At 65.8% G+C, this 11,998-nt stretch carries 13 protein-coding genes and 2 pseudogenes; 7 read left to right on the top strand and 8 right to left on the bottom strand.

Going from position 1 to position 11,998, the window contains the following annotated elements:
- Nucleotides 1–39: 39 nt before the first annotated feature.
- Both J2S97_RS22680 and J2S97_RS22675 read right to left on the bottom strand, forming a co-directional pair.
- A complete protein-coding gene (locus tag J2S97_RS22680; RefSeq protein WP_307052187.1) occupies nucleotides 40–189 on the bottom strand; it encodes a hypothetical protein in 150 nt (49 codons plus the stop codon).
- Nucleotides 190–283: 94 nt separating this feature from the next.
- The gene (locus J2S97_RS22675; protein ID WP_307052186.1) at nucleotides 284–685 is read right to left on the bottom strand and encodes a hypothetical protein; all 402 of its coding nucleotides are present in this window, start codon (nucleotides 683–685) and stop codon (nucleotides 284–286) included.
- Between the two features lie 231 nt (nucleotides 686–916).
- On the opposite strand from J2S97_RS22675, the gene J2S97_RS22670 reads away from it, so the two are divergent.
- Complete coding sequence (locus tag J2S97_RS22670) at nucleotides 917–2,446, top strand: amidohydrolase (protein WP_307052185.1); 1,530 nt, start codon at nucleotides 917–919, stop codon at nucleotides 2,444–2,446.
- Between the two features lie 41 nt (nucleotides 2,447–2,487).
- Here J2S97_RS22670 and J2S97_RS22665 read toward each other — a convergent pair whose 3' ends face one another.
- Nucleotides 2,488–2,994 carry a hypothetical protein gene (locus tag J2S97_RS22665; RefSeq protein WP_307052184.1) on the bottom strand — a complete coding sequence of 169 codons (507 nt, stop codon included), beginning with the start codon at nucleotides 2,992–2,994 and terminating at the stop codon, nucleotides 2,488–2,490.
- A gap of 157 nt (nucleotides 2,995–3,151) precedes the next feature.
- Here J2S97_RS22665 and J2S97_RS22660 point away from each other — a divergent pair, with 157 nt between their 5' ends.
- Nucleotides 3,152–4,057 carry an SRPBCC family protein gene (locus J2S97_RS22660; RefSeq protein ID WP_307052183.1) on the top strand — a complete coding sequence of 302 codons (906 nt, stop codon included), beginning with the start codon at nucleotides 3,152–3,154 and terminating at the stop codon, nucleotides 4,055–4,057.
- 136 nt (nucleotides 4,058–4,193) lie between these two features.
- On the top strand, nucleotides 4,194–5,567 hold the full coding sequence (locus J2S97_RS22655) for an HNH endonuclease (RefSeq protein WP_373460642.1): 1,374 nt from the start codon (nucleotides 4,194–4,196) through the stop codon (nucleotides 5,565–5,567).
- A 43-nt stretch (nucleotides 5,568–5,610) separates the two neighbouring features.
- Here the strand turns inward: J2S97_RS22655 and J2S97_RS22650 are convergent, their stop codons facing one another.
- From J2S97_RS22650 to J2S97_RS22640, 3 genes and pseudogenes are all read right to left on the bottom strand, one after another.
- Entirely contained in the window at nucleotides 5,611–5,919 is a 309-nt protein-coding gene (locus J2S97_RS22650) for a hypothetical protein (RefSeq protein WP_307052182.1), read from the bottom strand.
- A gap of 306 nt (nucleotides 5,920–6,225) precedes the next feature.
- A pseudogene (locus J2S97_RS22645) lies at nucleotides 6,226–7,068 on the bottom strand (ATP-binding cassette domain-containing protein); the annotation flags it as partial.
- Nucleotides 7,065–7,454 (bottom strand): GntR family transcriptional regulator, encoded by a 390-nt coding sequence (locus tag J2S97_RS22640; protein WP_307052181.1) that lies wholly within the window; start codon nucleotides 7,452–7,454, stop codon nucleotides 7,065–7,067. The pseudogene J2S97_RS22645 and the gene J2S97_RS22640, both read right to left, overlap by 4 nt.
- A 177-nt stretch (nucleotides 7,455–7,631) precedes the next feature.
- On the opposite strand from J2S97_RS22640, the gene J2S97_RS22635 reads away from it, so the two are divergent.
- The gene (locus J2S97_RS22635) at nucleotides 7,632–8,249 is read left to right on the top strand and encodes a uracil-DNA glycosylase (RefSeq protein WP_214955065.1); all 618 of its coding nucleotides are present in this window, start codon (nucleotides 7,632–7,634) and stop codon (nucleotides 8,247–8,249) included.
- A gap of 63 nt (nucleotides 8,250–8,312) precedes the next feature.
- On the opposite strand, the gene J2S97_RS22630 is transcribed toward J2S97_RS22635, so the two are convergent.
- The gene (locus J2S97_RS22630) at nucleotides 8,313–9,542 is read right to left on the bottom strand and encodes a type II toxin-antitoxin system HipA family toxin (protein WP_307052180.1); all 1,230 of its coding nucleotides are present in this window, start codon (nucleotides 9,540–9,542) and stop codon (nucleotides 8,313–8,315) included.
- On the bottom strand, nucleotides 9,539–9,817 hold the full coding sequence (locus J2S97_RS22625; protein WP_307052179.1) for a type II toxin-antitoxin system Y4mF family antitoxin: 279 nt from the start codon (nucleotides 9,815–9,817) through the stop codon (nucleotides 9,539–9,541). The genes J2S97_RS22630 and J2S97_RS22625 overlap by 4 nt, the downstream gene beginning before the upstream one ends.
- 164 nt (nucleotides 9,818–9,981) lie before the next feature.
- Between J2S97_RS22625 and J2S97_RS22620 the strand changes: the two genes are divergently transcribed.
- From J2S97_RS22620 to aspA, 3 genes and pseudogenes are all read left to right on the top strand, one after another.
- A complete protein-coding gene (locus tag J2S97_RS22620) occupies nucleotides 9,982–10,677 on the top strand; it encodes a FadR/GntR family transcriptional regulator (RefSeq protein WP_307052178.1) in 696 nt (231 codons plus the stop codon).
- A gap of 51 nt (nucleotides 10,678–10,728) precedes the next feature.
- Nucleotides 10,729–11,793 carry an asparaginase gene (locus tag J2S97_RS22615; RefSeq protein ID WP_307052177.1) on the top strand — a complete coding sequence of 355 codons (1,065 nt, stop codon included), beginning with the start codon at nucleotides 10,729–10,731 and terminating at the stop codon, nucleotides 11,791–11,793.
- 7 nt (nucleotides 11,794–11,800) lie between these two features.
- Nucleotides 11,801–11,998: pseudogene (gene aspA / locus J2S97_RS22610) on the top strand (aspartate ammonia-lyase); the annotation flags it as partial.

The raw sequence follows: 11,998 nt of genomic DNA, 5'->3' as shown, positions 1-11,998 counted from the left end.
GCCGCAGTCCTTTCTTGCCTCTGGCCTTCCCCCCGGCGGCTACCGACCTGCTCTCTTGAGCAGGTCCCCGGCCGATGCGGCCGCTTTTTCGAGTTCGCCGCTACGGAGCGGGCCCTCGCTGCCTTTCACGGAGAAGGCCATGGGCTTGGAGACGATCTCCGCGCCGCCGGCCTTCAGCGTCTCGGTCATCTTCTTCGCCGCGTCACCGTGGATGAAGAGCCGGACACGGCCTCATCTACCTGCTTCGTGTTGCCGTACGCGGAGTCGTAGACCACCAGGGCTTTCATACGTGCTCTTTGACCCGGTGGATGAAGGCCGGATCCACGATTCTGACGCGGCATGGCACTTCCGAACTGTCCACCCCTGACGACAGCCGGGACAGGCGGGCGCACTCGTGGAGTTGCTCGAGGACCGGTTCGGTGACCCTTGCCCGGGACAGGTCAATGGTGAGTTCCTTGCCGTGCAGCAGCGATGTGGTCCGGCGCGCCACCACGTACAACGCGCGGAGGCTGGCCCCGGTCACAACGCCACGGACTTCGATGCTGGCAGCCTCCAGGTCCGCTTCAATGCGGACCACGATCTTCAACCGATGCTCAGAATGCTCATAATGCGTGGTGGATGCGGCTCCATGACGGGAGACGGCGGAGGAACGGGTACCCAAGACGGTACGGGTCTGATGATTCATGAGGCCGTGGTCTCCTGCTATGTCCGGGAGGCGCACAGCGCCAGCCCTTCCCCAATGATTTAGCGAGACCTGTTGCTTTGCGGCGAAGCATCTCCCACCCCCAAGGTGCGTGCGTGTGTAACGCATACGTGAAATGCCCCAAATCAAGAATGACCGGCCCCGGTTGAACGGGTAAGGGACGAAAGTCCCGTATGCGGCAACGCCGTCGGGACGGCTTAGTAGCCTGTACGTATGCCAAACGCCGCCCCCGAACTCGTCCTTGCCTCCGTCCGGCAGCCCGGAGAAGCGAAATCCCAGGACATCCACATTTCCAACGGGCTTGTCACCCGGATAACGGCGGCCGAAGACCGCCCGGCCCGCGCCCGCATCGTTGACCTCGACGGCCGGTACGTGATTCCGGGTTTGTGGGATGAGCATGTGCACGTGACCCAGTGGGCCATGGCAGCCAACCGGATCGACCTGTCGAACGCTACCTCGGCGAGGGAGGCCGTCGGCATCATCCGGTCCCGGGTTGCCGGCCGTGAGGACGGCACCTTCGACGGCGGCAGTCGCGGCGAGGGCGGCGGCGTTCCGACGCTGGTGGGCGTGGGTTTCCGCGACGCCGTCTGGGCGGACGATCCCAGCCTGGCGATGCTCGACGCCGTGACGCAGGACCTGCCCGCGGCGCTTATCAGCCACGACCTCCACTGTGTCTGGGTGAACAGTGCCGCCGCAAGACGCTACGGAGTGGACGTGGACGCCAGCGGCCTGCTGCGCGAGGACCCGGCGTTTGCCCTGACCCGCGAGCTCGGCCGCTTGCCGGACTCCGTTGTGGACGCCTGGGTCCGGGAAGCCGCGCAGAAAGCCGCCGCTCGGGGCGTGGTGGGCATAGTGGACTTCGAGATGACCTGGAACCGCGATGTGTGGCTCAGGCGAGTCACCGGCGGCTTCGGTTCGCTGCGGGTGGACGCCGGCGTCTACCCGCAGCACCTGGACCGGGCGCGGCTTGAGGGTATGCGGACAGGTCTGGACATTCCGGGCGGGAAGGGCCTGCTCCGGGTGGGACCGCTCAAGGTGCTGATTGACGGCTCCCTCAACACCCGGACCGCCTATTGCGTGGACCCGTATCCGCATGGTGGACGCGGGCTGCTGACAGTCAGCGAAACGGAACTGCTGGCGTTGCTGGTCCGGGCCCGCGAGTCTGGTTTCCTTCCGGCGGTCCATGCCATCGGCGACGCCGCGAACCAAGTGGCGCTGAACGCGTTCGAGGCTGCCGGCATCCGGGGACGGATCGAACACGCCCAGTTTGTCCGGCAGGAGGACTTCCCCCGTTTCGGCCGGCTGGGCATAACTGCGAGCGTCCAGCCGGCACATGCCCTTGATGACAGGGACGCTGCCGACGCCAACTGGGGTGAGCGCACCGACCGGGCGTTTCCATTGCGGTCGCTGCTGGCTGCAGGGGCCACGCTGGCACTCGGCTCTGACGCGCCGGTGGCTCCCCTGGATCCGTGGACCGCGATGTCGGCCGCAACCACCAGGTCTGCCCAGGACGGCCGCGGACCATGGCACCCGGAACAGGCGATCACCCGGGCGGAAGCCTTGTTTGCGTCGTCCCGGGGACAGGTCCGGATCCGCGTGGGGGACCCGGCGGACATCGCGGTGCTGGATGCCGATCCGCTCGGCGTTCCCGACAGGACGTTCGCGTCGATGCCGGTGGCGGCGACGCTCGTTGCGGGCCGGTTCACGTACGACGGCGGCGCGTTGCCTAAGCAGGGCGGCTGACCAGCGCGAACGGACACTTGAGGCCCCCACGCCGCCCTGCGCTACCCCTTAACCCGGGCCTGAACCAAATTGGCGAACGGCAAGCGGCCGAATTCCTCACGGAAGCCTGCGTGATACTTGGCCTCTTCCTGGTTCAGCCCACCGGCGGGAAGCTCCTTCCAGGCGATGAGCAGGGATTTGGCGTTCGCGAGCTGCCAGATGAGCCGCCCGTCCCAGTGGCCGGGCGGCTTTCCCTTGCCGAAATCGATGAATTCCTGGACCTGCCTGCGCAGACCGCGGTTGCCCTTGCTGCCGGGCCCGGCCTTCCCGACGTAGAGGACGTCGGCGCCGTCAACCCATTCAGCTGCGAGCGCCGCTTGAGTGAGGGATGGATCCTTCTTCTTGAACACGCCGGCCGTGCTCTTGGCCAGGAACTGCACCTGGAAATTTTCGGGTGTGAGGACGGCGAAGATCCCCGGCGCCTGCGGAATCCGGTTGATTTCCAGTTCCTCGAAGGCCCTGAAGCCGGCGAAACCGTCCTCACGAAACGCCTGTCGGTTGACCTGCATGGTTGGGTCCTTGGCTCGTGAACACGTAAACGGCGGCGGCCGCCACTGAAACTCTAGCCGGACCGCGTCGTCAAAGTTATAGTAAGCATACTGATTACTTGGCGAAGACTTCGTCGTTATCAGGCCCGCACCATTCGTTCCAGTCAAAGGAGACACCATGAGCACGAAGGTCGACAAACGGATTCTGGTCAACGTCCCGGCAAGCACGGCATACAACCAGTGGACCCAGTTCGAGGAATTTCCGCACTTCATGGGTGGCGTGAAGAGCGTGACGCAACTTAGCGACGACCGGCTTGAATGGGTCGCTGAGATCGCAGGCGTCCGCCGGAAGTGGGAGGCGAAAATCCTGGAGCAGGTCCCGGACCGTAAGGTCGCCTGGGCAGCGACCGAAGGCGCGACGAATGCAGGAACCGTCACCTTCGAAGACGTCGGAGGGGGCCAGACTTCTGTGCAGCTTTCGCTCGAATACGAACCTGAAGGCATCGTGGAGACCCTGGGCGACAAGCTGAACGTCGTCGACCGTCAGGTGGAAGCGGACCTGAAGAAGTTCAAGGAATTCATCGAGGACGAAGGCTACGCGAGCGGCGCCTGGCGGGGGACGGTCAACGAAGGCGCCTCACCAGGGACTCCTGGCGTCGACGCTGCGGCGGCTTCCCGCGGCGATTCCGGCAAGGCCGGTGTCTCGGGAAAGGTCGCGGCGGGAGTTGGAGTCGCGGCGGCCGCGGTAGTGGGAGCAGCCGCGAGCATGCGGGACAAGGACAACAACCCCACCCCCACCACCAATGTGCCCGTCTCCAAGTCGCCGGTTCCAGCCGTTCCGGCCACCAACGCGTCCGGCTTCATCGGGGCCGCGGAAGGGCCCGGCACAACAACAGACACCGGCTCCGCCTTGAGCGACGAGCGGATTGCCAAGCCCTTCGACCAGACGAACGGACTGGTCGATTTCGAAGGCGATTCCGACGAGACCGCGGCAAGCGACACAAGAAGCGAGGCTGAGCGACGCGACGAAGAAAAGCGCGACGGCGGCCTCCCGCCTGCGGCAGGAAGCCTCGGCCAGCACTAGGGACAGCTACACCCTTCCCGGAACGGCCCGCCCGCGCAGTAGTCGTATGCGGGCCGTTCCCCTGAACCGGCGGATCCGCCGGATCCTCGGGTTGAGTAGCCGCCTTATTGTCAGTGGTCGCGGGGAGACTTATGGCATGGACGGCGGACAGAGGCCTGAAGTGGGTTCGAGAGCAGCAGCGGGTGCGACGGTCAAGGAAATGATCCGCGCCCTCGCTGACACACTGCCGGCCGTGGACAGCGCAGGGATGATTGATCAGCTGCGCGACCTCGAGGCGTGTAAGTCCGCCGCGGCCGCGCTGCAGGCCCGGATCACCGTTTCCTTTGACCTGAAACAGCGCAGCGATCAGGCACGCGCCGGTGTGCCAGCCGACGAACTGGGCACTGGCGTCGCGGCACAGATCGCCCTCGCCCGGCGGGAATCACCGGCCAGGGGCAGCCGGCTCCTTGGTCTCGCGAAGGCGCTCGTCACCGAGATGCCGCACACCCTCGCCGGGCTGGAAACGGGTCAGCTCAATGAGTGGCGCGCCACGCTTTTAGTACGTGAGACCGCTTGCCTGTCCGGAACGGACCGCAGCGCCGTCGACGAGGAATTGATGTCCGACGGCGGGAGGTTCAGCGGAGCGGGCGATCGTGCCGTTATCTCCGCGGCACGGACCGCCGCCTACCGGCGCGATCCTCGGTCTGTTGCGGACCGCGCCAGCCACGCCGCCGCCGAACGCCACGTGAGTCTTCGGCCCGCGCCCGACACCATGTGCTACCTGACGGCGTTGCTCCCAGTAGCCGAGGGCGTGGCGGTCCATGCGGCCCTCACAAAGCATGCCGACGCCTTCCGCTCCGACGGAGACCCGCGCTCCCGCGGCCAGCTCATGGCCGACGCGCTCGTTGAACGCACCACGGGGACTGCGGGTGGAATCAGCGGCATCGAGATCCAGCTCGTCATGACCGACCGCACGCTGTTCCAGGCAGACAGCGAACCTGCGCGGCTGCCCGGTTACGGCATCGTCCCTGCCGGATGGGCCCGGGGGATTACTGTCCAAAATCAGGACCGGCCCATGAACGTTTGGCTCCGGCGGCTCTACACCGCTCCGGGCACCGGAGATCTGGTCGCAATGGAATCGAAGAGAAGGCTCTTCCCGCCCGGATTGCGCCGCTTTGTCCAAATCCGGGACCACACGTGCCGTACGCCGTATTGCGACGCCCCGATCAGGCACCTGGACCATGTCCTCCCCTGGCACAGCGGCGGAACGACGACGCAGAGCAACGGCGCAGGACTCTGTGAAGCCTGCAACCACACCAAGGAATCGCCCGGGTGGAGCGCCCACCCCCGGCCCGGACCCCGGCAGACTATCCAACTGACAACGCCCACCGGGCACAGCTACCAGTCCACGGCCCCGCCGTTGCCGGGGCATCTGCCTCCCGATGCAGCGGCCTCCCGCCATCGGCGCGAACTCCGGCACCTGGCCAAGGCGCTCAAACGCGGCAGGCTCAGGGCTGTGGCCGCGGCGTGAGCCGCGGCCACTTACGGCACGGCCTACGAACGGCACGGCCTGCTTACGGCGTTGCCCGGCGCAGGGTCAGGTACGAGCCCACGGCGAGGACAGCGCAGAACACGGCCGTCCAGCCGCTAACGCTGAAGGGCGTCTGGACCGCGAACCAGGCTCCCACTTGCGGCCACCATCCCTGCCACGTAGTCAGTGCCAACAGGCCGATAAGCAGGAGCGCAATGGCGGCCCAGGCGACCAGCATTCCTGTGGTCCGCCACCGCTTGTAGACAGTGGCAAACCAGAAGCCGATCATGAACAGGCCCACCATGACGAGGAAGTAGAAGAGGATCTGGACTATCGCCGGGCTTCCCGCCACCCAGCCAAGCGCGTACAGCCGCCCCTTCAGGCCCTAGCCGCCGGTCGCTACCTCCACCAGCCCCAGCAAGTAATACAACACGCTGACAACCAGGGCCACGACGGCGAAGAGGCCGGTGGTTCCGATAAAGAACGTACGGCGGCTGACGCTCATGGCTTGTGAGAAGGGGAAGGTCATGGTGAGGGACTGGATGCCCAGCGCCAGGAAGTACCAGACGACAGCCTGGGAGGCACCCGAGTAGAGCGGTTCGCCGTCGTGGTTCGGGACGATGAGCCAGATCGCATAGGTGAGTGCGAAGGACCCCGCCAGGATCACCGCGGATAGCTCGAGCCCCAGATCCGCGGCCAAGTCGCGGTCTTCACTGCCGAGCCGGGCCTCAATGGTGACCGAGGCGAGTGACCCAAGCCCTTCCCGGTGCAGGACCCTCCGGCCCGCTGTGAAGCGGTGACCTTTGTCGTCTCGCCCGTGACGGTGACGGCCGAGCCCCGGATGCTCTCGGCGTCGTCGTCGAGAACGATGCGTCCCTTGTCGATCAGGATGACGTGTTCAAGCAGGTTGGCCACTTCATCGATCAGGTGCGACGAGAGAATGATGGTGCGCGGATGCCGGGAGTAGTCCTCCACCAGGCGGTCATAGAAGATCTGCCGCGCCTCGGCGTCGAGCCCCAGGTAGGGTTCGTCGAAGAACGTCAGTTCGGAGCGCGAAGCGAGCCGATAATGACGCCGACTGCGGACAGTTGGCCGCGTGAAAGCTTCTTGATCCGGCGCTTGAGCGGGAGGGTGAACTCTTCCGCCAGCCGGTCGGCGAAGTGCTGGTCCCAGTTGTCAAAGAACAGCGCGGCTGATTGAAGGCCTGCGCGGGGGTGAAGTCCTCCGGGTATTTCTGCGATTCCCTGATGAAACAGATCCGGGACAGGATGCGGTCGTTCTCATAGGGGTGTTTCCCAAAGACCTTAACGTCACCGGAAGTTTCGGGATCCTGGGCCGTAAGAACGGACATCAGTGTTGTCTTGCCGGCGTCGTTCCTTCCCAGCAGGCCGTAGATCTTCCCGCCGTCGATGCGAAGGGTAACCCCGTCCACCGCATTGATGTCTTTGTATCTCTTGGTGACACCGGTCAGGTCAATGACTGGCGGCTGTTCTCCGTTCACCGTCCCGCGCTCCTTTCAGTTAGTACGGGCTCCGCGCTGCTGCGGCTAATCATTTCTGTCAGGACTTCGGCGCTGATGCCGAGTTTGGCCGCCTCACGGGTCAGCGGCTGGATGTAGTCCTGGTAAAACTCTTCCCTCCGGCGCTCCAGCAACCGGGTCCGTGCTCCGGTGGCAACAAACATGCCAATCCCCCTTTTCTTGTAGAGGATCCCCTCATCTACAAGCTTGTTGATCCCCTTGGCGGCCGTCGCCGGGTTGATCCGGTAGAAGGCGGCGAGCTCGTTGGTGGACGGCGCCTGCGCCTCCTCCAAAAGCGTTCCGGCCACGATGTCACCCTCGATGAGCTCGGCAATCTGGATGAAAATCGGACGAGAATCGTCAAGCACTGCCGATCCTCCCTCCCTGCGACCCGGAGCCGGGCTTGGTGTACTGGTTCATTACTCATGTAGCTACCACTTAGGGCTCAGCGCAAGAGTTGAAACCCGCCGAACATCAACCCCGGCCAAAAGCGTAGAGTGGAACCAGACGCCTGATTCTGGACGCCGTGTGCTGAGGGAGAAATCGTGACGATTGACTGGGACGAAAAAAAGGCCCTGCTGCAGGAACCGAACATCGCTGCTGTAACCCAGCTTTGCGACGAACTCATGGAAAAGAAGCCGGGCTCAGTAGTCCCGTACATCGACCCCGTCCATGATGAGGACGAGTGCAGGATCGTCAGTCTCCATGTCAGCCCCGGAAAGGGCACCGAATCGGGCTTCGTTTCGCACTTCAACGACGACGAAGCAGCCCGGCGGGCCACCTCAATCTACGAAATCGTGGAACTCGACCCCCGCTACGTGATGCCGTGGAACGCCTACCCCTGGGTGCGCGATCCCGATCTGCCGTCCGCCCTCAACGTGCAGGAAAAGACGGACGGCCTCAGGCCCTTCCGCCAGTTCCTGAAGATCAACAAGCGCGTTTCCGCCATCATCGCCCACGGCACGGATGCCCAGACCTTCCTGACGCTCTTCGAAAAGACGTACCACCAGTCCCTGAAGAACTCCGGGATCAAGGTCTATAAGGCCAGCGCCCTCGGCGGCCGGGCCTTTGCGGTTTCCGCGAACAAACAGGAAGAGCTGCTCAGCAAGAGCGTCGAGATCTACAAGGACGCGATGCAGCGGGCCGGGATCCAGCACCTCTAATTGCTGCTTTGCTTCTTTGGCAAGCGCCCGACGCCGGGACTCACCTTTGCGGCACGGACTGCCCTACGCCTCCAGCAGCCGGCGGCGGTGCTTGAGTTCCTTGAGCCACGACCTGGTGACGATCGCCGAAAACGGTGAGGCGCCGTCGTCGTCCGCTCCTGCGAAGGCCGTGCCCGTTTCCAGGTCTGCCACCAGCGGACCGGACGCCTTCAGTCCCAGCTCCAGCACCTGCACCGCAGCGCGTTCCGTCAGCCCCAGGCCCGTGGCCCAGCCGAGGAAATGCTTCCGCGAGATCCCCGTCCGCTTGCCGTCCAGCGTCAGGGCCAGCGTTTTGTCGCCGTAAACCACCGTGGAGGGGATGTCGTACACCGGCGCGATGGACCACTCACCCGACGGCTGCTGAACCATGGACACGTTCTTGGCATGAAGGTCGCCGTTCCCGCTCAGCCATGCGAAGGCAGCCTGGATGGCCAGGTTCCGCAGGGCCGGCAGCGGCGCCGCGCAGTACTCGGCCAGGGCGCGGCACACCTGCCCATAGCCCACGTTGTATTTGTCCGCCGGGTAGAGCCCCAGCACCTGCGCACCATCCTCCACAGCTAGCCGCTGCACCGCGCCGTGCGCGCCGCCCGGCAGCGGAATCCGGTCAAACCGCTCCACCAGCAGCCCCGGCCGGCCACCGACGTCCCGGATCAACCGCACACGGCTGAGCGGAATCCTCAGCCTTGCCGCATAGCGGAACATCACCAGCTCGTTTTCCACCACGTGCGGGAATTCGGGCGCATTGAGCTTGAGGATGTAGCGCCGGCCGGCACTGGCCACGGGCATGGAGATCATCCCGGCAGACAGCTTGTCCTGCACGCCGGCCAGGGCAACGGGGTCGATCAGCCCGGAATCGCCCAGGAGCGCGTCGAAATCGACCGGCGCCTTCGGGTTCAGTTCCACCGCGTGCTCGTCCGGGTCCAGGGGTTCGCCGTGGCCCACGATCTGCACATCGCCCACCGGGTTGGCGCCGGCAACGATCAGGAGCGAGAGTTCGTCATCCACGCTGGTTTTCACCGAGCGCCGCAGCGCATTCAGCCGCCTGCCCTCCGGCAGGAGCCCGGTGAAATACGGCGGTGCGGCACCCGCCGCTGACAGCACCGGCTTGGCGGTGAGGGGCAAGGAACTGGCGACGGCGGGACCTCCCGCCGCCAGGTAGGCCGGGAGGTAGCTGAACTTCGTGCCGCCCTCATGCCGATCGAGCCGCGCGGCCAGTACGCCGGCCTTATAGACGTCGGCGACGCGGTGTCTCATGGCCTGTTCCCCGGCAGGGACTGGTTGGTGGCCCGGTGTCCGTCGATGGCCCAGGCCGCGGCACGTGTCCGCGTGGTCAGCTGAAGCTCAAGCCCGAGCGTCTCCAGCAGCGGCAGGAGCGAGTCGAGCTGCACGCTGCGCTTCCCCTGCTCAACAAACCGGACGAAGCGTTCGGAGACTCCGGCGAGCTGCGCCAGGTCATGCTGGGTGAGCCGCAGGGCAGCCCGGCGGGCGCGGACCGCGGCCGCAAGCCCGTCAGTAAACGCATCCGCCATGCTGGACCTCCCGATAGGCACGAACGTACCGTTTCCTTTGCCGCTTTCCATTCTAGGGAGGATACGCCTGGTTGAACAGGGAGTTTCGGAACGAACGTACCGACCCTGCTCATCGCGACCGACGCGCAATTGACAGCCTGTGTGACCCGTGCCATATTTGAAACGTGAACCTGTCAGACAGCCGGACAGCAGGACAGCCTCTAACCCGCCTTAGCGCGGCAGAGGCCGTCTTCAACGTCCTCCGCGCGGACATCGAATCCGGCAAGCTGGAGATCGGCGCCAAACTGAGCTCCGAGGCCACCCTTTCCCAGCAGTACGGGGTGAGCCGTTCTGTGGTCCGGGAAGCGTTGCGCTCCTGCAACGCCCTCGGCCTGACCATGACCAAGACCGGCCGCGGCACATTCGTGGTGGCCAACCGCGTGGCCAAGGACCTGGTGCTCGGCCAGTATTCCGCCCTGGACCTCACTGAGGCCCGGCCGCACATCGAAGTCCCGGCCGCCGGCCTGGCCGCCGAACGGCGCACGCCAGAGGAACTTGAAGGGCTGCGGGAGATCGTCGCCGCAATGGCCGCCGAGGACGACCCCGAATCCTGGGTGGCCCTCGACTCCAGCTTCCACGCAGCCATCGCCCGAGCCAGCCACAACAAGGTGTTCGAAAACGTGGTCTCCGACATCCGCGACGCCCTGGCGCACCAGTCCGAAACGCTCAACATGGTGGCGGACCGCCAGCACGCCTCCGACCAGGAACACCAGCGGATCCTGGCAGCCATCGAAACCGGCAACGCCGCCGAGGCCAGCTCCGCCATGCGGGAACACCTGCAGGCCGTGGGCGCGGCCCTCGACTCCATCCTCAACCAGTAGTCCCAGCCACCGACGCACACCCGACACACAGCACCGAAACCCAAGGACCCCATGCTCTCCCCTGCCCTGCCCGTTCCTGCCCAGACTCCGGTTCAGACCCCGGACCTCCCGGCACTGCCGCTGCACACCGCTTTGGCGGTGCAGACCCGAGACGGGCTTGTGGAAAGCGTCCACTACGGCTCAGTGATCGCCACCGCCCCGGACGAATCGGCTGACGGCGGGCTCCGCACACTGTTCTCCGCGGGGGACCCGCTGACCCCTTTCTACCCGCGGTCGTCCCTCAAACCACTGCAGGCCGTGGCCATGGTCGGCGCCGGCCTCGACCTTCCCGCCGATCTCCTCGCCCTCACGGCGGCCAGCCACTCCGGAGCCGCGGTGCACCGCGACGGCGCCCTCCGCATCCTCGAAATGCACGGCCTCACGACGGACGCCCTGGAAAACAGCACTGACCTCCCGTACGGTTCCGATGAACGGGAGGAATGGCTTCGCAACGGCGGAACCGCCACCCAGCTGACCCAGAACTGCTCGGGCAAGCACGCCGCCATGGCCGCAACCTGCGTCATCAACGGCTGGCCGGTCCGCGGCTACCTTGATCCCGGACACCCCCTGCAGCGGCTCGTAGCAAACACGGTCCGGGAACTCACGGGGGAAGAACCCGAGCGCACCAGCACCGACGGCTGCGGCACTCCCCTGTTCGCCCTCACCCTCCGCGGAATGGCCCGCGCGTTCGGCCGGATCACCTCCGCAGTGGTGACCGACCCCGAAAGCCCGGACGCCGCCGTCGGCCGCGCGATGATGCAGCACCCCGAAATGGTGGCGGGCGCTGGCCGCGATGTCACCGAACTGATGCGCCTCGCCCCGGGGCTCCTGGCCAAGGACGGCTTCGAGGGCGTGCAGCTCGTGGGACTGCCGGACGGACGCGCTGTGGCAGTGAAGATATCCGACGGCGGGGACCGCGCCCGCATGCCGGTCACCGTCCGCGCGCTGGAAGCGCTCGACGTCGACACCGCACCGCTCGCCGGCATCGCCACCGGCGCTGTCCTCGGCGGCGGACGGTCCGTGGGTCTGTTGCAGGCCGCCGATTTCCTGTCCACGCCCGTCAACGAAGCCCTGTGAGGACCCCATGACCACCATTGCCGATACCGCCCCGGACACCCGTTCCGAACACGACCTCCTGGGCGACCGGGACGTGCCCGCCGCCGCGTACTGGGGCGTGCACACCCTGAGGGCCGTGGAGAACTTCCCCATCACCGGCCAGCCGCTGTCCTCGAACATGTACCTGGTCCGGGGACTGGCCGCGGTGAAACTCGCCGCCGCCCGC

This window comes from Arthrobacter oryzae, from assembly GCF_030812315.1.
In the GTDB taxonomy this organism is placed as follows: domain Bacteria; phylum Actinomycetota; class Actinomycetes; order Actinomycetales; family Micrococcaceae; genus Arthrobacter; species Arthrobacter oryzae_B.
The sequence above is the reverse complement of the archived record's forward strand: the minus strand, read 5'-3'. Positions and strand labels throughout refer to the sequence as shown.

Excerpts from the sequence above, each read along its gene's own strand:
- J2S97_RS22680 (WP_307052187.1), bottom strand. The coding sequence starts at position 189 with ATGACCGAGACGCTGAAGGCCGGCGGCGCGGAGATCGTCTCCAAGCCC.
- J2S97_RS22675 (WP_307052186.1), bottom strand. The coding sequence starts at position 685 with ATGAATCATCAGACCCGTACCGTCTTGGGTACCCGTTCCTCCGCCGTC.
- J2S97_RS22670 (WP_307052185.1), top strand. The coding sequence starts at position 917 with ATGCCAAACGCCGCCCCCGAACTCGTCCTTGCCTCCGTCCGGCAGCCC.
- J2S97_RS22665 (WP_307052184.1), bottom strand. The coding sequence starts at position 2,994 with ATGCAGGTCAACCGACAGGCGTTTCGTGAGGACGGTTTCGCCGGCTTC.
- J2S97_RS22660 (WP_307052183.1), top strand. The coding sequence starts at position 3,152 with ATGAGCACGAAGGTCGACAAACGGATTCTGGTCAACGTCCCGGCAAGC.
- J2S97_RS22655 (WP_373460642.1), top strand. The coding sequence starts at position 4,194 with ATGGACGGCGGACAGAGGCCTGAAGTGGGTTCGAGAGCAGCAGCGGGT.
- J2S97_RS22630 (WP_307052180.1), bottom strand. The coding sequence starts at position 9,542 with ATGAGACACCGCGTCGCCGACGTCTATAAGGCCGGCGTACTGGCCGCG.
- J2S97_RS22625 (WP_307052179.1), bottom strand. The coding sequence starts at position 9,817 with ATGGCGGATGCGTTTACTGACGGGCTTGCGGCCGCGGTCCGCGCCCGC.
- J2S97_RS22615 (WP_307052177.1), top strand. The coding sequence starts at position 10,729 with ATGCTCTCCCCTGCCCTGCCCGTTCCTGCCCAGACTCCGGTTCAGACC.